The sequence below is a fragment of the Commensalibacter melissae genome (assembly GCF_009734185.1).
Lineage (GTDB): Bacteria > Pseudomonadota > Alphaproteobacteria > Acetobacterales > Acetobacteraceae > Commensalibacter > Commensalibacter melissae.
Genome location: NZ_CP046393.1, coordinates 755524 through 778919 on the forward strand (window position 1 = coordinate 755524; position 23396 = coordinate 778919).

The 23396-nt window shown below is 36.7% G+C and carries 17 protein-coding genes and 1 tRNA gene; 9 read left to right on the top strand and 9 right to left on the bottom strand.

Features of this window, described 5'->3' with window-relative positions; all coding sequences use genetic code 11:
- Nucleotides 1-4: 4 nt before the first annotated feature.
- The 4 genes from glnA to GN303_RS03415 all read right to left on the bottom strand — a co-directional run bounded on the left by glnA (nt 5) and on the right by GN303_RS03415 (nt 5291).
- A complete protein-coding gene (glnA, locus tag GN303_RS03400) occupies nt 5-1393 on the bottom strand; it encodes a type I glutamate--ammonia ligase (RefSeq protein WP_370533592.1) in 1389 nt (462 codons plus the stop codon).
- A 202-nt stretch (nt 1394-1595) separates the two neighbouring features.
- Nucleotides 1596-1934, bottom strand: a complete 339-nt coding sequence (locus GN303_RS03405; RefSeq protein WP_110439010.1) for a P-II family nitrogen regulator — start codon at nt 1932-1934, stop codon at nt 1596-1598.
- Between the two features lie 291 nt (nt 1935-2225).
- Entirely contained in the window at nt 2226-3743 is a 1518-nt protein-coding gene (locus GN303_RS03410) for a phenylacetate--CoA ligase family protein (protein WP_110438833.1), read from the bottom strand.
- Nucleotides 3744-3782: 39 nt separating this feature from the next.
- Nucleotides 3783-5291, bottom strand: a complete 1509-nt coding sequence (locus GN303_RS03415; protein ID WP_110438834.1) for a pyridoxal phosphate-dependent decarboxylase family protein — start codon at nt 5289-5291, stop codon at nt 3783-3785.
- 255 nt (nt 5292-5546) lie between these two features.
- Here GN303_RS03415 and GN303_RS03420 point away from each other — a divergent pair, with 255 nt between their 5' ends.
- Nucleotides 5547-6101, top strand: a complete 555-nt coding sequence (locus tag GN303_RS03420; protein WP_158523875.1) for a cysteine hydrolase family protein — start codon at nt 5547-5549, stop codon at nt 6099-6101.
- A 26-nt stretch (nt 6102-6127) separates the two neighbouring features.
- Nucleotides 6128-7390: a hypothetical protein gene (locus GN303_RS03425; protein ID WP_110438836.1), complete on the top strand. Its 1263-nt coding sequence runs from the start codon at nt 6128-6130 to the stop codon at nt 7388-7390.
- A 2-nt stretch (nt 7391-7392) separates the two neighbouring features.
- Here the strand turns inward: GN303_RS03425 and GN303_RS03430 are convergent, their stop codons facing one another.
- Both GN303_RS03430 and uvrA read right to left on the bottom strand, forming a co-directional pair.
- Nucleotides 7393-8331, bottom strand: a complete 939-nt coding sequence (locus GN303_RS03430) for a GlxA family transcriptional regulator (RefSeq protein ID WP_110438837.1) — start codon at nt 8329-8331, stop codon at nt 7393-7395.
- Between the two features lie 46 nt (nt 8332-8377).
- The gene (gene uvrA / locus GN303_RS03435) at nt 8378-11242 is read right to left on the bottom strand and encodes an excinuclease ABC subunit UvrA (protein ID WP_110438838.1); all 2865 of its coding nucleotides are present in this window, start codon (nt 11240-11242) and stop codon (nt 8378-8380) included.
- A 141-nt stretch (nt 11243-11383) separates the two neighbouring features.
- On the opposite strand from uvrA, the gene ssb reads away from it, so the two are divergent.
- From ssb to GN303_RS03465, 6 genes are all read left to right on the top strand, one after another.
- Nucleotides 11384-11899: a single-stranded DNA-binding protein gene (gene ssb, locus GN303_RS03440; protein WP_110438839.1), complete on the top strand. Its 516-nt coding sequence runs from the start codon at nt 11384-11386 to the stop codon at nt 11897-11899.
- 448 nt (nt 11900-12347) lie between these two features.
- A complete protein-coding gene (gyrA, locus tag GN303_RS03445) occupies nt 12348-15071 on the top strand; it encodes a DNA gyrase subunit A (protein WP_408735534.1) in 2724 nt (907 codons plus the stop codon).
- Between the two features lie 3 nt (nt 15072-15074).
- Nucleotides 15075-15596 carry a pantetheine-phosphate adenylyltransferase gene (gene coaD, locus GN303_RS03450; protein ID WP_110438841.1) on the top strand — a complete coding sequence of 174 codons (522 nt, stop codon included), beginning with the start codon at nt 15075-15077 and terminating at the stop codon, nt 15594-15596.
- 37 nt (nt 15597-15633) lie between these two features.
- The gene (locus GN303_RS03455) at nt 15634-16119 is read left to right on the top strand and encodes a peptidylprolyl isomerase (RefSeq protein WP_230873415.1); all 486 of its coding nucleotides are present in this window, start codon (nt 15634-15636) and stop codon (nt 16117-16119) included.
- 97 nt (nt 16120-16216) lie between these two features.
- Nucleotides 16217-16292, top strand: a tRNA-Lys gene (locus GN303_RS03460).
- Nucleotides 16293-16735: 443 nt separating this feature from the next.
- Nucleotides 16736-18427: an alpha-keto acid decarboxylase family protein gene (locus GN303_RS03465; RefSeq protein ID WP_110438842.1), complete on the top strand. Its 1692-nt coding sequence runs from the start codon at nt 16736-16738 to the stop codon at nt 18425-18427.
- Between the two features lie 69 nt (nt 18428-18496).
- Here GN303_RS03465 and GN303_RS03470 read toward each other — a convergent pair whose 3' ends face one another.
- Both GN303_RS03470 and GN303_RS03475 read right to left on the bottom strand, forming a co-directional pair.
- Nucleotides 18497-19258, bottom strand: a complete 762-nt coding sequence (locus tag GN303_RS03470) for an ABC transporter ATP-binding protein (protein WP_110438843.1) — start codon at nt 19256-19258, stop codon at nt 18497-18499.
- A 5-nt stretch (nt 19259-19263) separates the two neighbouring features.
- Complete coding sequence (locus GN303_RS03475; RefSeq protein ID WP_158523876.1) at nt 19264-20112, bottom strand: ABC transporter permease; 849 nt, start codon at nt 20110-20112, stop codon at nt 19264-19266.
- Nucleotides 20113-20448: 336 nt separating this feature from the next.
- Between GN303_RS03475 and mqo the strand changes: the two genes are divergently transcribed.
- Entirely contained in the window at nt 20449-21936 is a 1488-nt protein-coding gene (mqo, locus tag GN303_RS03480; RefSeq protein WP_197037471.1) for a malate dehydrogenase (quinone), read from the top strand.
- 45 nt (nt 21937-21981) lie between these two features.
- Here mqo and GN303_RS03485 read toward each other — a convergent pair whose 3' ends face one another.
- A complete protein-coding gene (locus GN303_RS03485) occupies nt 21982-23283 on the bottom strand; it encodes a multidrug effflux MFS transporter (protein ID WP_110438845.1) in 1302 nt (433 codons plus the stop codon).
- Nucleotides 23284-23396 lie beyond the last annotated feature (113 nt).

Genomic DNA, 23396 nt, shown 5'->3' on the forward strand with positions numbered 1-23396 from the left:
AATTTTAGACAGAGTAATACATATCAAATTCGACAGGGTGAGGCGTGTGTTCGAAGCGATATACTTCTTCCCATTTGATTTTGCAATAACTGTCAATCTGGTCCTGAGTAAATACATTTCCCGCCAATAGGAAATCATGATCAGCTGCAAGGGCTTCCAATGCTTCACGTAAGGAGCCACATACGGTTGGAATTTCTTTAAGTTCTTCAGGAGGTAGATCGTAAAGATCCTTGTCCATTGCATCACCAGGATGAATTTTGTTTTTGATGCCGTCAATTCCAGCCATTAGCATTGCCGCAAATGCGAGATATGGGTTTGCTGTTGGATCGGGGAAACGGATTTCAACACGTTTTGCTTTAGGGCTGGTCACATATGGAATGCGACAGGAGGCGGAACGGTTGCGAGCCGAATAGGCTAACAAGACAGGAGCCTCAAATCCTGGAATCAATCTTTTGTATGAATTGGTGGATGGATTTGTAAAAGCGTTTAACGCTTTTGCATGTTTAATAATTCCACCAATATAATACAGGGCTTGATCTGAAAGATCGGCATAGCCATTTCCTGCAAAATTTGGAGTGTTGTTTTTCCAGATAGATTGATGGACATGCATACCAGTGCCATTATCACCATAAATTGGTTTTGGCATGAATGTTGCAGTTTTGCCATATGAATTTGCAACATTATGAACGCAGTATTTATAGATCTGCATAAAATCAGCGGAACGTACTAGGGTGGCAAAAGCCACTCCCAATTCGTGTTGAGACTGGGCAACCTCATGATGATGTTTTTCGATAGGCAATCCCATCTCACCCATCGTGCTTAGCATTTCTGCACGCAAGTCATTTTCCGTATCAACAGGTGGAACAGGAAAATAGCCTCCCTTCACCCGAGGACGATGTCCCATGTTTCCTTCGGGATAATCTTTTAGGTTTGCATCAGGGCCTTCTATACTATCGAGTTGATAGATACCATAATTTGAACCGACACCGAATTTGACATTATCGAAAATGAAGAATTCTGCTTCTGGCCCAAAATAAGCCGTATCGCCAATTCCTGTTGATTTTAGGTATTGTTCAGCCAGTTTCGCAGTGGAACGAGGATCACGATTGTAAGCGGTTCCCGTTGCAGGATCAATGATATCACAAATAAGAATAAGCTGGGGTTTCGCCGTAAATGGATCCATAACTGCTGTAAATGGATCAGGCATTAAAATCATGTCACTTTCATTAATCGCCTTCCATCCGGCGATGGAAGAACCGTCAAACATAATGCCATCCTCAAAAATATCAGGCTCTATGGTTGATACATATTGTGTGGTATGATGCCATTTTCCCCGTGGATCCGTAAAACGGAAATCAACAAATTCCACAGAATTTTCCTGAAGCAGATCCATAATTTTGGCAATAGCCTCTTCTTTGGAAATTGAAGAAGAAATCAATTGGTCGGCCATGTAATATTAGTCCTTATTATATGATAGAAATTTATGCATTCAAAAACGTAACAGTGTCATCTATAAAGATAATATTTTTCGTCCCATATGGTTATAACTCTCAAAGGGATACTTCATTTTGTCAAAATGAAAAAGATAAAATTGATTATAAAGCTTCAACGCCACTTTCACCTGTACGAATGCGAATGGCATTTTCCACAGGAATAACAAAAATCTTTCCATCACCGATTCGGCCAGTTCTTGCTGTATTGAGGATGATGTCAATTGCACGTTCGACGATATCCGCACTACAGACAAATTCGATTTTAACCTTGGGTAAAAAATCAACGACATATTCAGCACCACGATAAAGTTCGGTATGGCCTTTTTGGCGGCCGAACCCTTTTACTTCTGTTACCGTAATTCCTTGAAGGCCAATCTCTTGAAGCGCTTCTTTAACCTCATCGAGTTTAAAAGGCTTAATAATGGCTTCGATTTTTTTTATCATCTTGTTTCTCTATATTCATCAAATAAAAATTATATAGCGATAATACTGTTACTGTTTACGATAACAATATTAAAGAATGTTTGGAAAGTTCTGTCCAGTGTAAAGATATAGAGAATTTTTAACAATGAATAGAACAATTTAATAAAAAATGTCTATTATTTAAACATTATGCCTATTTTTTATATTATTTATTTAAAAATGTTATAAAATAGACAATGATTTGTAGGGTTTATGTAATTTTTTTGCCTAAATTTTTATCATAAAAAATTTTAATTTATAAATTGCAAATTATTGTTTTTTATAAATTAAAGGCGTTTTTCCCACATCTGTTCGATATATCATGGAAGATTCTTTTTCAACAAAATGAATATTGAATTGGCATTTATGTTTCAATTTTTCAAAAAGGGAATGTGATAGAGTGTTTTTTTTATCAGATTCAATCAATGATTGTATCATTATATCGCAAATTTTGTCTTTATGTTTATCATATTGATTCTTCATTTCATAAAGATTTGAAATCGCAATTATTAAATTTAAGGTTTCAGTATTTTGGTTTATTTGGAATTGAAATTCCTCAGCAATTTTGTTGAAGCTAAAAATGGAATCAGTTTCCAGTTTCTTAGATAATAATGTCAGGAAATGTGGAGCATAAAATTGATGATTTATCAAAGAGATAAAATCGTCACTGCGGCCTACATATTCAAACTGTATTGAATTGAGAAATCGGCTGGTATAATTTGGACGCCTTATGACGCGATCCCCTAATTTATAACGCAAGACAGGGGCTTCATTTGCAAATAATCTTGTGACAACAAGATCTCCTTCTTCGTTTTCTCGAACCCATTTTCCGTTTTTATTGACAATTTCTATCAGATGTAAACCGGGAACAGCTGTTAGAATTGAACTTTCCGGATTGAGTTGTAAACCTATAGTTTCCGCTTGTGTAGCAGCAAAAAAACTCAATATGATTAAATTCTGATAGATATCTTTTAAATCAGATTTAATTTTTTCTGGAAGACATCCACTGCCATATAGAGCTATTCTCAAACTACCTTTTTGTTGATCATTTAATTCACTTGCATAAGGAACGAGCATGGCGATATCGCGGACAATGCCCATGAAACCTTTTTGTCCCGGATTTTGCATAATACGCTGATAAATTTTAGCGGACATGGGTCCGATACCAAGATAATTAACATTTGGAATTTCTTGTAAAACTCCACCAACCATGGTTCCGCTGCTCCATAATTGACTGTCAGAGAGAGTGGTGCCAATCCATTTGGCCTGTTGTTCTTCCATATAACGTGAAATAATATGTTTTCCGATAAAATTTCCTGCCCATCTGTAAGTATCCCTTAATTCTTTTTTTGAAAATACGATTTCAGAAGATCTTCCTGAGGCGGTACCTCCACTGTTGGCAATTTGAAAATTACCATTTTCGATCGGGACAATCATACCTGGACGTTTGCCAGAAAATAAATCTGTATAAATTTCTTTATCAGTAAGCGGAATGGCGGAAAAAGTTTCAAAATCGTTTAATTTTTCCTTGCCAATCGCTTGATCAATACGTTCTTTCCAAATAGGGTTGACTCGACATATCTCGATCAGCTGTTTTAATCTTTTAAGGATAAATTCGTTCTGTATTTCAAATGGAATTGCATCAAAGTAAGTTTCCGTTAACCGTTCAAAATAGCGAATGGTTGATAAAAACGTTGGAAATTGAGCAATATTTTGGATTGATTGTGGATTAAACAAAAAATCAGGAAAAACAGTTTTCAGTAATTCCTTGCTTGGATGGATATGCAAGATAGGGGCTCCTTGGGAAAATATGGGGATGGAATGAATTTAAAAGGTTTTAAGAATGGAATTTGCTGCGGTTTCAATATGTTTGGTCAGGTCAGCGATATCATCCATTGAGATTTCATGATTCATGATAACGATACGGAGGGCGGTGATATGATCTAGATCCACTTTTGAAATGAAATAGCGTCCTTCATCACGGATTTTATCTCTTATTTTTAATTGTAAATAATTCAATTTTTCTTTCGATAGTTTTTTTTCATTTGGCAAATATCTGAAGCAAAGAATGTTGGATTCAGGTTTGTGCAAGGTTTCAAAATTATCTAGAGTCTGTAGATATTTGTATGCTTGAAAGGTGGTTTTGACTAGAAGGTTTAATTTGGTTGCGAAAAATTGTTGACCGTATAAAGACCAAACAACCCATAAATTTAAAATGGAAGGCCGTTTGGTACATTCGAAATTTTTAGTTCCACTTTCGAATTTTGTTATTTCATCTTCAAATTCCTCTGTAACATAACTGGCTTGAATCGGAAATGTATGCTTTGTTTTATCACCATTTTTATAAAATAATAATGTACAAGCCGCAGGAACAAATAATGTTTTATGAGCGTCAAGACAAAAAGAGTCAGCATATGTTAAGCCTGCTACTCGGTTTCTTAATTGATCGGAAACTAGAAAGGATCCGCTATGTGCTGCATCAACATGAAACCAGGCTTTATATTTAATGGCGAGTTCCGACAATTCTTTTAAGGGATCAATAGCCCCAATGCTTGTACTACCTGCAGCAGCGATAATACAGAAAATATCTTTTCCGTTTTTATGGGCTTTATTTAAAATTTGCTTTGCTTGTTTTATACAGATTTGTCTTTGAGCGTTCAGGGGTAATAAAATGATATTGTCTTGACCAAGACCAATAATGCCAGCAATCCGGCTGACAGAAAAATGTGCATCCGTTCCTATAGCTATGGTAGGTACAAGGTTTTTTTGATCAGCATTTCCTTTTTTCCAGATATTTGGGTATTTGTTATTGCGGGCGGTTATTACCGCGGTTAAATTGGCCAAACTAGCTCCAGAGGTTGAAATCATGCCATAATTACTATTTTCCCATCCCAAAAATTTAGCAAATTTTTCCGCAATTATTTTGTCTGCTACATTAGGTAGGGGGCCGCATTCATAAAATGATGCTGGCTGGGGGCAAAGAGAATTTACAACATCATAAATGGCTGAAACAGGAATGACCGATGAAAATTGTCTGGCCATATATCCTGTAGAATTTACTTTGATTGCAGTATTGATGTGTAAATCAACAATCTGGTTTAGTCGTTCAATAATTGACTCACCGGATTTGTGATCTGTCAGATGAAGGGCAATATTGAGGAGTTCATGCGGAGTAATACAATGAATTCCTTTCTTGGTTTTATCTTGAAGCAATTTATAAAGTTTTTGTTGAATTTTTTCAAATAAAAATGAAATATTATTTGGGTTAAAAGCATCATATAATATTGAGTTATTTTTATTTATAATTTTATTACTGGATACCTTATAGTTATTCATTGAAATACTTTCTTAATATTTATAATTCAATTTTTAGGTTGTATATTATCCATAATAAAATAAGTATTACATAAATTAAAAAGACAAATAACAGTCAAAAAAAGAAAAATTGTTTAGAAATTACTTAACAGGATTATTAATAAATTATTTATATTTTGTCTGAAATACATTGATATTTGTCAATTTTACTTATTATTAATTTACCTAATTGGACTGTATTTTAATAAAGCCTGTTATTGCATGGAATTTACATTGATGAAAAATACAGTTCTTATCATTATAGACTTACAAAATGATTATTATCCAAATGGAAAATTTCCATTATTTAATATGAATTCTGTTGGTAAAAGCAGCATGAAAGTTTTAGCTGCCGCACGGCAACATCATATTCCAGTCATCCATATACAACATCAGTTTCCCATGAAGGATGCCCCCTTTTTTGTTCAGCATACTGAAGGGGTGAAAATTAATAAGGATGTAAAACCATTGGATAATGAAATATGTATTACAAAAAATTATCCTAACGCTTTTAAAGGAACGGAATTGAAGTCCGCTCTTGATAGACATAATTATAAAAATCTTATCGTTATAGGTGCCATGTCCCAAATGTGCGTTGATGCGACAGTCAGGACAGCCTTAGATTATGGATATCAGGTGACATTGATCCCTGATTGTATTGCGTCAAAAGAAATAACCTTTAACGATGTTGAAGTGCCTGCACCAAAGGTTCATGCTGCAATGTTATGGATATTATCTTTTGCTGGTGCCAAAATTATGCCCAAAGATGAATTTTTGGCACATCTATCTTAAATGAAAATGAATTACGATATATTATCATGTTTGACCGTTATCTAAATACGATTGAAACAGTGATGGCTAATAATCATGCTGTTTTTCTGGGAACATCTCAAGCAGTAACTTTGCTCTATCTGGATTATAAAATTTCATCAAAACAATTTAAAATTGCTTTGGAAAATTACATAAATAAAAATCCATTACTGCAACAAAAACTGGTCATTCAGAATAAAAAATGGTGTTTGCAGAAAAATTCTCATCCCGTTTCTAATTTTGAAGTTTTTAGATACGAGGACAAAATTAAAGATTTTGATTTGATTCTTGAAAAAGAAGTTAATAACATTCTTGATTATAATCAAGTTTTATCAAAACTGAAAATTATCTATCCTGTCCAGAATAAAGGTTGCATAATTATCCTTACTCAACATCATGCAATCATGGATACCTATTCAGCAAAAAAAATTCTTAAAGATTTAATAGATTCAATTTCTATTGACGAAGAAGAAAAATATTATGAACATTTTCCTGTATGGAAATATTTCAATGCAAAAGAGGTGGCTGATTGCGATATCCGTCAAGTCCATAAACCTGACAATGATTTTTCACAGGCTTTGAAAATCTTTGATAATCCCTTGCCTCTAAAATGGACCGCTGTTGATACATGGATTATTAACCCATCGCTCTTATCATCCATGGAATATTATGCAAAGAAATTGGATTGTAAACTTAATTCCCTTTTGACTGTCATTTATTCAATTGCTGTAATGAAACTTTTAAATATTAATAACATTAATACTTATAGTGCAGTAACCTACCGTAAAAATAACGATTTGATGAATCAATTGGGTTGTTTATTAGATGTTGTGAATATCAATGTAAAAATCTGGGATATTGATGATTCAGTCAGGAGGTTTGAAAGGGAAATAAGTTATATTAAGAAACACTTATCCAAAGAACTGGAAACTACCAGCCAGATTCTTGCGGATGCAAAAAAACAAAAGCTGTCTTTTCAAAAGGCTGTAAGATTGTGCGAAGGATTGGGATTCACCAATAGTGGTAGAACAGATACCTTAAAGTTTGAAAATGATATAAATGTTCTTGCCTATCGGTCCGTTGCCAATCGCACATCTGGTGCATTGTTATTTACGTATCATATGTCATTTCATAAGGGAAGTTTGATAACAAGTGTTTTAACATCGCAATTATTACTGGATAAAAAATCCATTCAGTTATTTATTCAAAATATCAATAAATACATTAAAATAATTGATCAGAGAGTGAAGTTGATGAAAGCTCAGGATTAAATCTATCTTGAACGGATTTTATATTTGTTTCGATAATCTCTTGGGGTGAGACAGGTGATCTTGGTAAAATTTTTTCTGAACGAACTTGAATTAGCATAACCAAGATTCCATGAAATTTGTTCAATAGGCATATCGGTTGTTTCAAGAAGACCTTTGGCATATTCAATGCAAAAATTCTGTATGTAATTTTTTGGAAGCAGTTTGGTGGCTTTTTTAAAACGTCTTAAGAAAGTTCGTTCTTCAAGGCCCGATTGAATAACAAGATTTTTGACGTTTATATCATGAATATCTGCATTCATAAGCCAATATTGCGCCTTAAGGATGGCTGTATCATTATGATCCAGTTTTGGAAAAAAAGACATATATTGATTTTGAAGATCTCTTGGTGGATCAACATTCATGAATTGAGTCGTTTTTAGCATTATATGATGGCCAAAAAATTTTTCTACAATATATAATCCAATATCGACCCAGGACATGATTCCACCACTAGTGATAAGAGTTTCGTTATCAACCAGAAGTTTGCTTTTATTTACAATGATTTTTGGAAATTTTTTTTTAAGGGTATCAGCATATAACCAATGGGTTGTGGCTTCCTTTCCATTCAACAACCCCGTTTCAGCCAGAATAAATGTTCCAACACAGATTGCCGCAATTATGGATTGTTGAGAATGATGATGTCTAATAAAATTAATTATTTCGCCAATATTATCCGGAGTATGGATTCCGCTCATACAGGGAGGAATAATGATCACGTCTTGTTTTGCCAGAAAATTTGTAAAATCGTGATCGTTGGAAATTACCTTGACCTGAATTTTTTTAAATGAGTTACACGCATATTCTGCCAGATTAAATAAATCAATCAAACCGTTGATAGCTGTCTGTTGATGATCTGAATAAGAAATAATTACAATTTTTAAGTTAAATTGATTCGTCATCATGGATTAAAACCAAATTTGTAGGGTATCAATTACCCTACAAAATAAATTATTGATTTAAAAGTGGTTTTAAAAAAACGCCTGTATAACTATTTGGTGACTTGGCAATTTGTTCTGGTGTTCCTGTTGCTACGATTTCACCACCGCCACTTCCACCTTCAGGTCCGAGATCAATAACCCAATCAGCGGTTTTGATAACCTCCAAATTATGTTCGATAACAATAATGGTATTTCCCTGATCAACCAGTGTATGTAAAACCTCCAGTAACTTACGTACATCTTCCGTATGTAGTCCTGTTGTAGGTTCATCAAGAATATATAGGGTTCTTCCCGTTGCCCGCCTTGCCAGTTCCTTGGAAAGTTTGATACGCTGTGCCTCTCCTCCTGAAAGGGTGGTGGCCTGTTGTCCAAGATGAATGTAGCCAAGTCCAACCTGTTTTAGTATGTTTAGACGGTCGTAAATTCTGGGAGCGGATGAAAATAATGGTATGGCTTCATCTACTGAAAGATTTAGAATATCGGCAATGGAGTGGCCCTTGAATTTGATTTCCAACGTTTCCCGATTGTATCTTGCTCCTTTACAGGTATCACAGGTAACAAACATATCTGGAAGAAAGTGCATTTCAATTTTTATGACCCCATCTCCTTGACAGGCTTCACATCGTCCGCCCTTGACATTAAAGGAAAAGCGTCCTGGCTTGTAACCTCGTGCACGGCTTTCCGGCAGCTCTGCAAACCATTCTCTAATTGGTGTGAATAAATCTGTATAGGTTGCAGGGTTGGAACGGGGGGTGCGTCCAATGGGGGATTGGTCTATGTCAATGATTTTATCAAGTAGTGGAATATTCTTGATGGATTTATATGGAGAGGGTACAGCATTCGAACCCATCAATTGTCTGGAAAGGGCCTTATAAAGCGTATCAATGATCAGGGTGGATTTTCCACCCCCCGAAACACCCGTTACGGCGATAAAGGTTCCAAGGGGAAAATCAACAGTAACATTTTTTAAATTGTTACCTGTTGCGTTACACAGTGTTAATATTTGCTTTTTATTCATTTTCCTTCTTTTTTTGGGAATGGCAATGAATTTTCGGCCACTCAGATAATCGCCGGTAAGGCTATCCGGATTTTTTTCCACTTCCTTGGGTGTGCCCATGGCAACGACATGTCCCCCCATGATGCCAGCCCCGGGGCCCATATCAATAAGATAGTCAGAAGCCTTGATCGTGTCTTCGTCATGCTCAACAACGATCAAGGTGTTTCCAAGGTTTTTTAAACGATCAAGAGTGCCGAGCAACCGTTCATTATCCCGTTGATGTAATCCGATTGACGGTTCATCCAGAACGTATAAAACCCCTGTCAGTCCAGATCCAATTTGACTGGCCAGACGAATGCGCTGGCTTTCACCTCCAGATAGTGTGGCTGAACATCTGGATAATGTAAGATAATCAAGGCCGACATCATTGAGAAATTTCAAGCGGTCAATAATTTCTCGCAGAATTCGATGGGCAATTTCTGCTTTTTGAGGGGATAGAGTTTCTTCAACACTGGAAAACCATTTTAATGCTTGATGGATGGGATAATCTGCAATTTCTGCAATGTTTTTATTGTTTATTTTGACACATAAAGCTTCGGGTTTAAGTCGGGCGCCATGACAAGCGTGACAAGGATAATCCGCCCGAAAGCGATTGAGATCTTCCCTAATGATATGACTGTCAGTTGAATGATAGCGTTTATCTAGATTTTTGATCACCCCTTCAAAAGGTTGAGTTACAGTATAGGATTTTTTTTCATCATGATAGTGAATCGGAATTTTTTCATCTGTACCATGCAGAATGGCATGTTGAATTTTTCCAGGGATTTTTTCCCATGGCGTGTTGATTTTAAAATGAAAATGTTCGGCTAGACTTGCCAAAGTTTGTTGATAATAGGGCAGTGAAGTATTTTTCCATGCTGAAATAGCCCCTTTTCCCAGTGAAAGTGCAGGATTGGGAATGATCAGGTCTGGGTCGAAAAAGCTTTCAGTCCCGATACCGTCACATACTGGACATGCACCTTGGGGTGCATTGAAGGAAAAAAGTCTTGGTTCAATTTCTTCAAGAGTAAATCCGCTTTCAGGACAAGAATAACGTGATGAAAAGCTTAAATGAATTGATTTTCTTTTTTCATCTTTACGTAAGACCTCCTCCACTTGTGCAAGACCATCGGAAAGGGATAAGGCTATTTCAAAACTATCTGCCAATCGATTTTCTATACCCTGTTTAACGATGATGCGATCAACAACCACCTCGATCGTATGTTTAAGTTTACGATTTAATTCCGGCGCTTCTGAAATGTCATATAGTTTCCCGTCAATTTTAACCCGTGTAAAACCCTTGCGTTGAAGTTCCGCAAGCTCTTTTCTGTATTCCCCTTTACGACTTCGTACAATGGGGGATAATAACATCAATCGGGTGCCTTCGGACAACTCCATCACTCGATCAACCATCTGGCTGACGGTTTGTGCTTCAATTGGTAATCCCGTAATCGGTGAAAAAGGGGTTCCTGCTCGTGCCCATAACAGGCGCATATAATCATGAATTTCAGTAATGGTGCCAACTGTTGAACGTGGATTGCGGGATGTTGTTTTTTGTTCGATTGATATCGCGGGAGACAGCCCCTCAATGGATTCAACATCGGGTTTCCCCATTAATTCCAAAAACTGGCGTGCATAGGCTGAAAGGCTTTCAACATAACGTCTTTGTCCTTCCGCATATATAGTGTCAAAAGCCAAAGAGGATTTTCCCGATCCGGAAAGGCCCGTGATAACCGTCATCTTGTTTCTGGGAATATCAACATCAATATTATGTAAATTGTGGACTTTTGCTCCACGCACTTTAATATGGGTAAGCGCAGTCGGTGATTTATTTTTCATGATATGATTGTTATATGGTTTTGTGTCTTGTGATTACTGTTTTAAAAAAATTACAGGATGGTATAGAAAGAATATAATTCTTTTAAAGATGGAAAAAAAGTAAAGATATAGCATTTTTTACTATAAAGAAATGAGGATAAAATGGCAGGAAGTGTTAATAAGGTGATTTTGGTTGGAAATCTTGGACGAGACCCTGAAGTTAGAAGTGCACAAACAGGCGCCAAGATAGTTACTCTCGCAATTGCCACCAGTGATACCTGGAACGATCGTCAGACTGGTGAACGTAAGGATCTGACAGAATGGCATAGAGTGGTAATTTTTAATGAGCGTCTTGCTGATGTCGCAGAAAAATATTTACGTAAGGGTCGCAAGGTTTTTATTGAGGGAATATTAAGAACCCGGAAATGGACTGATCAGCAAGGTGTTGAACGGTATAGCACAGATGTGGTTGTTGATCGGTTTAGAGGAGAACTGGTTTTATTGGATAGCGCGCGAAGTGGTGGAGATTCAATGGATAATTATGGTTCGGAATCATCATTTACACCACCACCTGCGGCCCGTTCAGCCAGTAATGCATCATCTGGTAATAGATCCAATTCCAGTTGGGATGCTTCCATGCCAGGTAATAATGATTTGGATGATGAAATTCCCTTCTAAGTCTATCGATGAAGTTTTGATCACTGGAATATTATTGATGTTATTGGTTTGATAATAACTTGTATATTTTTAGTGATCCGCGCTCTAACTAAATATAAACAGAATGTTATAAAAAAAAGATACGATCTTATTTTCATGACGTGATAATATTAGATCTAAATAGTAAACCCTTTTGTATTTTTGTTTTTATCAAGCTTATGATCATAAAATTATTTATTTTCTTTCCACTATAAAACTTATAAGTTTTACTCTATATTATAGGGATATTATTATTTAAGGGTTATTTTGCAAAGATCATAAAGACATTCTTACGTTGTAACCTGATTTAAAGTTATTTGTTTGTAGATTAGTTTATAATTAATTAAATGATGGATCTGCCTTGACCGATTTACCAGAAAATACTTCATCCTTTTCAACCGATATTACCCCTGTTACCGTTGAAGAGGAAATGCAAACCTCTTATCTGGCGTATGCCATGTCTGTAATTGTCAGTCGTGCTTTACCGGATGTCAGAGATGGGTTGAAACCCGTTCATCGTCGAATTTTATATTCAATGTTTGAAAGTGGTTTGACCCCTGATAAACCTTATCGTAAATCTGCCCGTGCTGTTGGGGATGTGATGAGCAAATATCATCCGCATGGGGACTCATCAATTTATGATGCCATGGTAAGAATGGCACAGCGTTGGTCTATGCGGGTATGTCTGGTTGACGGTCAGGGGAATTTCGGGTCTGTTGATGGGGACTCTCCAGCTGCTATGCGTTATACAGAAGCACGTCTGGGGAAACCTGCCATATTTTTATTGGAAGACATAAATCAGGATACAGTTGATTTTCAGCCAAATTATGATGAAAGCGAGCAGGAACCCGTTATCTTGCCCGCAGCCTATCCAAATCTTTTAATAAACGGTGCCTCGGGTATTGCAGTAGGAATGGCGACGAATATACCGCCTCACAACCCTGGAGAAATTATCGATGCCACCTTGGCATTAATTGCCAATCCAGACATGGATCTTGCACAATTAATGCAAATTGTACCTGGTCCAGATTTTTCCACTGGCGGTATCATTCTTGGACGTTCAGGTATTCGTAATGCATTTGAAACGGGACGTGGATCAATACTGGTGCGCGGACGTGCCAGTATCGAGGAAATTCGCAAGGACAGGCAGGCCATTATTATCACCGAGATTCCCTTTCAGGTAAACAAAGCGACTTTACAAGAGAAAATTGCGGAGCTTGTACGTAATAAGCAGATTGAAGGTATCTCCGATATCCGTGATGAAAGTGATCGTTCTGGTATGCGGGTGGTCATTGAAATCAAACGTGATGCTACCGCGGAGGTGGTCTTAAATCAATTATACCGCTTTACCCAGCTACAGACGACTTTTGGTGTGAATATGCTTGCATTAACCAATGGAAAACCTCAGTTACTGGGATTGAAAGATGCGTTAAATGCCTTTATCTCCTTCCGTGAGGAAGTGATTTTGCGTCGGGCGCGATTTGAATTAAGAAAATCTAGGGATCGGGCGCATCTATTGTTGGGTCTGGTTATCGCGGTTGCTAATATAGATGAAGTTATCGCTTTAATCCGCTCGGCTCCGGATACGGTAACAGCTCGTGATCAATTATTAAATCGGTCCTGGCCTGCGGAAGATATCCAAAGTCTTTTAAACCTTATCCAAGATGAAGGTAATACATTAAAAGACGGAAGAGTTTATCTCAGTGAAGTGCAGGTTCGTGGTATTCTTGAATTGAGATTGCAACGGTTAACCGGTTTGGAACGTGAAAAAATTCAAAGTGAACTAATGGAAGTTTCAAAACGGATTGAGGAATTGCTGGAAATTATTGCGAGTCATTTGCGTCGTATGGAAATTATGCGTGATGAACTTGTTTGTGTAAGATCTGCAATTGCCTGTGAAAGAATGACCGATATTGTCGATTATGAAGGCGACCAAACTGATGAAAGCCTGATTGAACCTGGACAGATGGTTGTAACCATAACACGTGAGGGATTTATCAAGCGTACCCCACTGGACACTTTTCGTTCTCAAAATCGTGGGGGTCGTGGCAGAACTGGGGCCGGAAGACGTGGAGATGATATAATTACACGATCCTTTAACGCGCATACACATCAATGGGTAATATTTTTCTCTTCTGGAGGAAAGGCGTACCGTGCAAAAGTTTGGCATTTACCAGAAGCCAGCCCAACGTCAAAAGGTAGAGCATTGGTCAATTTATTGCCTGATTTAGGAAATGATGAGGTGACAACAGTATTGCCTTTGCCTCAGGATGAGGAATTGTGGTCAGACTTGCATCTTGTGTTCGCCACCTCATCCGGAAACGTCAGACGTAATCGCCTGAGTGATTTTGGAAATATACGTTCTTCCGGTTTGATTGCCATGAAACTAGATGAACATGAACGGCTTATAGGGGTTGCTACCTGTCAGGAAGGTCAGGATGTTCTTTTGGCCACCAATAAAGGTCGGGCTATACGTTTCCAGATTACCGACAGTTCTTTGCGCGTTTTCTCCGGACGTGGAAGTACCGGTGTTCGTGGTATCAAATTGGCTGATAATGATGAGGTTATTTCCTTAACTGTCTTAAATCATGTTAATATTTTAACTTCTGAACGACTTGATTATTTACGTTACAGTAATGCGAAACGACGTGCGGAAAATGCCGAAACCAGTGATGATGAAACGATTGTTGAAAGTGAAGTTCTGTTTGAGGACGAAGTTGAAAATAATGAATCTGCTGTAGAGCTGACAACAGGACGCTTAAGCGAGCTACAACGGTCTGAGGAAATTCTTCTGACGGTAACCAATGCCGGTTTTGGTAAACGGACTTCCGCTTATGAATATCGAGTAAGTGGTCGAGGCGGATTGGGTATTGCTAATATAAATCTGACGGGCAAGAACGGGGATGCCGTTGTTGCAACATTTGCGGTATGGGAAAATACAGATGTAATGATGGTGACGGACAAGGGACGTTTGATTCGCGTGCCAGTTAACCAGATACGGATTACATCAAGAACAGGAATGGGAGTAACTTTATTCCGTATTGATGAAGGGGAAACGGTCAGTAGTGTTTTTCCTGTGATTGATAATTCTGATGACAGTGATGAAAATCAGACAGACACCGATTCAGCCTTATCAGAAGATGAGGATGAATAGGGAATGCCGAGAATAGGATTTTATCCAGGCACATTTGATCCTATAACGAATGGTCATATTGATATTATTAAAAGGGCCGTTCGTATTGTGGACAAATTAATCATAGGGGTCGCTTTAAATGCAAATAAGCAGCCCTTATGGTCTTTGGAAGAGCGTGTGACATGTATTCATGAAGCCTTGATTGAGGAATTTGGTGAAGTCTGCAAAATCTTAAACCATAGCGGATGCGATATTGATGTTATCGGATTTGACAATCTTCTAGTTGATTGTGCAAAAAAATATAATGCGCAAATTCTTATACGCGGTTTAAGACAGGCAACAGATTTTGATTTTGAATTTCAGATGTGTCTAATGAATCAATGTTTGGATCCAAACATCGAAACGATTTTTTTAGTTGCCACTGAACAAAATCGGAGTATAGCTTCAAGATTTGTAAAAGAAGTGGCTTTATTGGGCGGGGATATATCATCCTTTGTTCCAAAGTCTACTTATAACAGGTTTCAGAAGATGTTCTTGAAATCGTGAAATAACAAATTATTCATGTAAATAAAGTGAAAAAATAATGGAAAATAATAAAAAACTATCAGCAGATACAATTCATATGAAATTGAAGGATGGAACGGTCATTATAAAATTGCGTCCAGATCTTGCACCATTGGCAGCGGAACGTTTGGTCGCGTTGACTGAAAGTGGATTTTACGATAATACCCCTTTCCATCGTGTTATAGAGGGTTTTATGGCTCAGGGAGGCGATCCAAGTGGTACAGGTACCAAAGGGAGTGACTTGCCAGATTTGCCCGCTGAGTTTACAAAAAAAGAGGGTTTTCGTCGTGGTACAATAGGCATGGCACGTACAATGGATCCAAACAGTGCCAACAGTCAGTTTTTTATCATGTTTGAAGAGGCACCGCATTTGAATGGTCAATATACAATTGTTGGCGAAGTTATCGAGGGAATGGAATATGTAGATCAGATTAAAAGGGGAACCGGGGCAAATGGTATGGTTCAAGATCCGGACCGTATTGTTCGAATGATTACAGTTTCATAACTAAATTTTTTAAAGAAAATGAAAAATAGTGGTTGACTTCTTTGCGAATAACCACTATTTCAATGCTCACACCGCAAGAAAACAGCGGACTTTCTAAGAGCCGGTAGCTCAGTTGGTAGAGCATTCGACTTTTAATCGAATGGTCGAGGGTTCGAATCCCTCCCGGCTCACCATCAAAGAATGATGGATATCAAATCCCCTTATAATTCAGTATTTTAAACGTATGTAAATATAATACAAATATATGTTTATGACGTTGTCAATGTTTTCACAACAATTTTAAAAAAAATTTTAAATTAATTTTTTAACGTAGATAAATAGATAATTTCTTTAATATGATATAATTTTTTTGTATTATATTATTTTCTTTTTGAAAAAAGAAATAATAGTTAAAAAAGTATATTTTTTCTAGTTTTTGTAAGGCTTAATGCATCCAGATTTGTAAAGTTTGGATTGATCTGCCTCTTGCAGTATGATAAATTGGTAACGATTATTTGATAGTGCTTCAGTTGAGTTCTTTTTTCTTTCTTGAGGCACATATTGAAAAAATTGATAGCAAAAATATTGGATCAAATTTTTGCAAATAAATAGTTAAATCATTATCAGGAGAAATTCATTGGTATACACTGTTGGTCAATATCTTGCCACACGGCTTGCCCAACTTGGGTTAAACCATGTTTTTGCAGTAGCAGGTGATTATAACCTTATACTATTAGATGAACTGGAAAAAGTTTCAGAATTAAAACAGGTTTATTGCAGCAATGAGCTTAATTGTGGATTTGCAGCCGAAGGGTATGCTCGTTCACGTGGACTGGGAGCTGCCGTTGTAACTTTTAGTGTTGGTGCATTTAGTGCATTTAACGCTGTTGGTGGTGCTGCAGCTGAGAATTTGCCTTTAATCTTGATTTCTGGTGCACCTAATAACAATGATTATGGCAGCGGACACATTTTACACCATACAACGGGTCATTATGACTATTCATATCAGCTTGAAATGGCCAAATATATCACGGTTGCGGCTGTCTCAATAACACATGCCGATACAGCGCCAGCCTTGATTGATCATGCAATTCGTCAGGCTTTATATCATCAGAAACCTGTATATATCGAATTATCTTGTAATATTGTTAATTTGCCTTGTGCAAGACCAGGACCAATCACCAGTCTGACCTATGAAAAAAGTAGTGATGTTGATTCATTGGAGGCTGCAGCAAAAGCTTGTCTGGAAAAAATCAACAATGCCAAAAATCCTGTTATTGTAGTTGGCAATAAAACACGTGCTGCAGCTGCAGAAAAAGAAGTGGTTGCATTGGCCAAACATTTAGGATGTCCTGTGGCCACTATGGCGCATGCGAAAAGTTTCTTCCCTGAGGAAGATCCTCATTATATTGGAACTTTCTGGGGTGAAATCAGTTCACCTGGTGTCGAGGAATATGTTAAGAATTCCGATTGTCGTATTTATGTTGGCGCGGTATTCAACGATTATTCAACGGTTGGATGGACTTCCCATTTATATGATGAGGATAAGGATATTCTATTTTCTCCGCATCATTTACGTGCAGCAAAAACAGAATTCAGCGGTTTCAAACTAAAAAACATTCTAAAACACATCATACCTCTTATCAAAAAGAATTCAACTGCATTGGAAGCTTTTAAAGCTAAGCATCATGCTGAAAAAGCTGCTGCCGTTGCAGAAGGTAATGCACCTTTAACAACAGTTGAACTAACACGTCAAATTCAAGGAATTATTGACAATAATACAACGATTTTCCTTGAAACAGGGGATTCATGGTTCCATGGTATGCATTACAAGCTTCCTAATGGAGCTCGTGTTGAATCAGAAATGCAATGGGGACATATTGGTTGGTCTGTTCCAGCAATTTTTGGTTATGCAGTCAGTGCCCCTGAACGTCGAAATATTGTGATGGTCGGTGATGGTTCATTTCAATTGACAGCTCAAGAAGTTGCTCAAATGATTCGTCATAATTTGAACGTCATTATTATCTTGATCAATAACCAGGGTTATACGATTGAGGTCAAAATTCATGACGGTCCTTACAATCGTGTTAAAAATTGGGATTACGCGAATATCATCAACACGTTTAATGCCGAAGACGGTCATGGACTTGGTTTGAAAGCTAAAAATGGCGCAGAATTGGCTGATGCGATGAAAACAGCGCTTAATCATAAACAAGGTCCGGTTTTAATCGAGGTTGCTATTGATCCTCAAGATTGTTCTCCTGATCTTGTTGTTTGGGGCAAGAAAGTTGCCAAGGCGAATTCAAGACCACCACGTGAAAAAAAATAAAATCATCAAATAATTTAGTATAAAACCTTTTCATGATTGTTTCATGAAAAGGTTTTCTTGTTTAGATATTTACCTAAAAAGTTCGTCCACAGGCTTGTTAAGATAGACCGGTAAAACCTCCTGTGGGATTCCATCCATTTTCAAAAATCCCTGTTCCAACCATATGATCCGATTGCACCATTTTATAAGAATTTGTGGCGAATGAGTTGAAATAATTAAAATTTGTGATTTTTTTACGATATTTTCCAATCTGTGCGTGGCTTTGAGCATAAATCCTTCATCACCTGTCATGAACCATTCGTCCATTAATAGGATTTGTGGATCAATTGCAGTGATGAGACCAAAACCCAATCGCAAATTCATACCAGAACTGTAGGTTTTTACCGGTAAGTCAATGTAGGGTCCTAATTCAGAAAATTCAATGACCTTTTCTTCAATTTCATTCATCTGCTTATGGGGAACACCATCAATATAACATCTTAATCGTATATTTTCTCTTCCCGTTAATTCAGGATTCATTCCAACTGATGGATCTAATAATGAGCTAATATGACCTTCAATACGAAGATGACCGCTTACCGGTTCATAAATTCCTGACATCGTACGTAAAAGAGTTGTTTTTCCGGCACCATTTGTACCGATCAAACCTACTCTTTCTCCACCCTTAATGCTAAAGCTTATATCGCGCAAGCTTTGAACATAAATTTTTTTGTGTTTGTCTTCGCTAAGACGTCCAGAAAGGAAAATATTGGTAACTTTTCGTAAATTACGCATATTTTCATGATATAAAGGAAAAGATATATAAAGATTTTTTACGGTAATATAGGGCATGATATCTAAATCCAGTAGGGAATGCGAAAACGTGTTTTACTGAAAATGAAAATTGCGGTTACCCATAATATCAGGCTGTAAACAATCGCAGCAAACCAGATAGATGAAGAGACATATTCTCCAAGAATGGGTGCGCGCACAATTTCAAACAAAGGGTACAGTGGATCTAGAAGCATATAGTTTTTGTTGAAATGAATGAAATTAATTTTCCAGATAATGGGAGTTATAAAAAACAAAGCTTGCATTATACTGGTTATAATAGGTGGAACATCTTTGAATCTGGTGCCAAGAATACCGATCAATAAACAAATAGCTAAACTATCCAGTGTCCATAATATACCAGAGGGAATTAAAAGATATAGGGTATAGGGTAAGACCTTTAGAATGCAGAAGACAATTACAATGACTAATAGGTTATGGATAAGGATTAGGAAATTACTGATGATACTTCGCCATGCATATACGCTGTAGGGTAGACGTGTGGATAAAATCAATTTCTCAGAATTGGTAAATATTGTGCAGCTATCAATTGTTAAAGTGCTTATAAAAGTCCATAAAACTACGGAAAGGGAAACATAGGGAAGATATTCATGAATATTAATGTGTAAAAGATATGCATAAAGAAAACCAATAGTCGCAATTTTACTTCCCATTATAATGGTGATCCAAAAAGGCCCCAGAATTGATCCCCGATAGCGTAATTTAATATCTGTCCAACCCAATTTACAATTTAACCTCCATTTCACAAATCCTTCCAGAATATCTAAAACGGCAAGTTTGATATTTTGTGAAAACTTTACAGGGCCAAGATCAAGGATCGGTTCTTTTGGTAAAATCTGATTATCATTTGACATTGCAAAGTCCATATATTTATTGGCGATTAAATAATAAATAAAATTAAAATATAGTGTTTAAAATTGCTTTTCAAACAAAAAAACAGCATTGATCGGTTTCAAAATAATTGCATCAATACTTTATAATACTTTTTATTTATGAATATTTTTAATGATTATTTATAATAATTGTTAATATTGTAACAATAATAATATAAATTTAATTTAAAATAATTTCTACATTATTTGATTTGATCAGTTCTCGAAAATATTATCATAAATTAATAGGTTATTTAGATAACGTGTCGTATAAATAAAAAAGTGAATAATTTTCAGTTATTAAAATATGTTGATCAAATGAAAAATATATCTATGCATGAAGTCAAAGATGCTGTCCTTGTTGGTGCTGGCATTGTAAGCTCTACATTGGGCACATTATTAAAAGAATTTAATCCTGATTATAAAATTACCATTTTAGAAAGATGTTCCGAAGGTGGCGATGAAAGTTCAGCGGCATGGAATAATGCGGGAACAGGTCATGCAGGTTTATGCGAATTGAATTACACTCCCTTTATTAAGGGGGAGGAAATAAATTTAACCCGCGCAATTGTCACGAATTCCAGATTTGAGACTTCACGCTTGTTTTGGAGCTATTTGGTCGAGCAAGGGAAATTTACAACGGTTCGGGATTTTATAAATCCAGTACCTCATTGCAGTTTTGTTTATGGGGCTGATAATGTTGCTTTTTTAAAGCATCGATATGATAAAATTCGTGAATTTGCAGGATTTGCAAAAATGGAATTCACTGAAGATCATCAAAAAGTAAAAGAATGGGCGCCGCTGGTTGGTAATGGTCGAAATGCAAGTGAAAAAATTGCATTGACACGTGTGAAGGGCGGTACTGATGTCAATTATGGTGCCTTGACACGTAAATTATTGGCACAACTTGAAAAATATGATGACGTTTCCATTCAATATGATGAGCAGGTTGTTGATATCAAACGGGTTAATGGTGTTTGGGAAATAAAATATAAAAATCGGATAAGTGGTTACGAAAATATTGTTTTATCAAAATTCGTTTTTATAGGTGCAGGTGGCGCAGCGCTATTATTGTTACAGAAATCCGGCATACCTGAGGGACGTGGACTGGGTGGATTTCCAGTAAGCGGTCAATGGTTACGATGTGATAATCCCACGATTGTAGAACAGCACCATGCCAAGGTTTACAGCCTATCCATGGAAGGATTGCCTACTGTTGTGGCACCGCATTTGGATACACGTGTCATTGATGGTAATAAATCAATCCTGTTTGGTCCATTTGCCGGATTTACAACTAAATTTCTAAAAAAGGGTTCATATTTTGATTTCCTTTCATCAGTTCGTTTGGAAAATATTGAACCTTTATTATCTGTGGCGATACATAATATTGACTTTATTCGTTATCTTATTCGACAGAGTACACAAACGATGGATGACCGTATTAATGCTTTACTCCGTTTCTATCCCCAGGCAAAAAAATCAGATTGGAAACTTCAAGTTGCTGGACAGCGTGTTCAAATTATCAAAAGAGATCCATATGGTAAACCAATCCTGCAAATGGGTACCGAGGTTATAACATCCAGTGATAAATCCCTTGCCGCTTTACTGGGTGCTTCTCCTGGTGCCTCTGTATCAGTTTCAATTATGATAAACCTGATTAAAAAATGTTTTCCTGAGCAAATCCAGGGAAAATGGGCCAAAAAATTGCATGAAATATTCCCTGCTGAAGAACAGGAACTTCAAAAAGATGCAAGAACTTATAACAAATTGCATGATTTTTCTGATAAAGCGTTGCAGTTAACTTAGGATTTTATCTGAATAGTTTCAAATACCCATTTAAAATGGGTATTTTTATTTCAAATCTTTAATAAGTCGATCAAAATTATTATTTCCTTTGTTTACTCTTTCTTGCATTTTTGAAATAATTTTGCACGTCGCATATTGACGCCATAAATTACAAAGAAAGAATCCCAATACTCCTATAAAAACACCAATTGCTACGTAGAGCATGTTATCTTGGGGCAAAAGACCCATGATCCAACTGCTTAATGCACCAAGAATGAATTGAATGGTTCCCAATAATGCGGATGCACTTCCTATTTTTCTTCCATGTAGGGTAAAGGCAAATATGGTACAATTAGGAAAAATAAATCCTAGGCACCCCATGATGATTACAATTGGAGAACAAACCAATATAATGCCTAGCCAATTATGAGGTAGTGGTAAAAAGCAAAGAATAATAAACAGGATTGAAACGATAAATGCTACATTTACCGCACAGTTTGTTAAAAAGCTTGGTTTAAATTTGTTGATTAAAATACCATTGAGCTGATTACAACTGGCAATTACAGCGGAATTGATACCAAACCAAAGTGCTAGCTGCAATTTAGAAAAATGCATAACATTACTCAATATATCAGGTGTACCGCTCAAATAGGCAAATATCATGAAAAGTCCAAAACTGGTTATCAAAGTGTTTGAACTAAAGACAGGCTCTTGAACAATGCGAATATATCGCCATAAAATTGATCGGATAGAGGATTGAATGCGGTATTTAATGGGTAAAGTGTCAGGAAGCATTATTATTACTGAAACAGTGCCCAAAAAGCCGTAGATTGTCATTATCCAGAATAGGACACGCCAGGGAAATTTGGCAACAATAAGACCACCAAGTGTTGGCGCTGCAATAGGAACAATCGCACCAACCAATGCCAGTTGCGCCATTATTTTAATGCCTCTCTTTCCGGTGGCAATATCCCTTACCATGGCTCGAGGAACAACCATGGCGGTTGAACCTCCTAGCGATGAAAGAAGGCGGCATAAGCAAAAAAGATAAAAATTTGAAAAGATTGCACAACCAGCCGAACCTAAAGTGAAAAGTAACATGCCTAAAAATAGAGGAGCCCGACGTCCGTATCGGTCAGATATCGGACCAGATGTAAATTGACCAATGGCTAAGCCAATAAACCATACCGTTAAGGTGATCTGAGCTGCACCATTGCCATAACCTGCCAAATCTTGACTGATCTGAGGAAAGGCGGGAAGATACATATCTGTTGCAAGGGGACCAATCGCAGTCAACAGGCCAAGTATGACTATAATCCACCAGGATAAATCTATAGTGTTTAGGTTATCTTGTTTCAATTTATTCATAGTTTCGTTTTAAATTTATTATGTTAATAAATAGATTATTAATGAATTAATTCAATATAAATTAAATGTTATGTATAAAAATATCGGTTTATCAGGCTGATGATTTTATCATT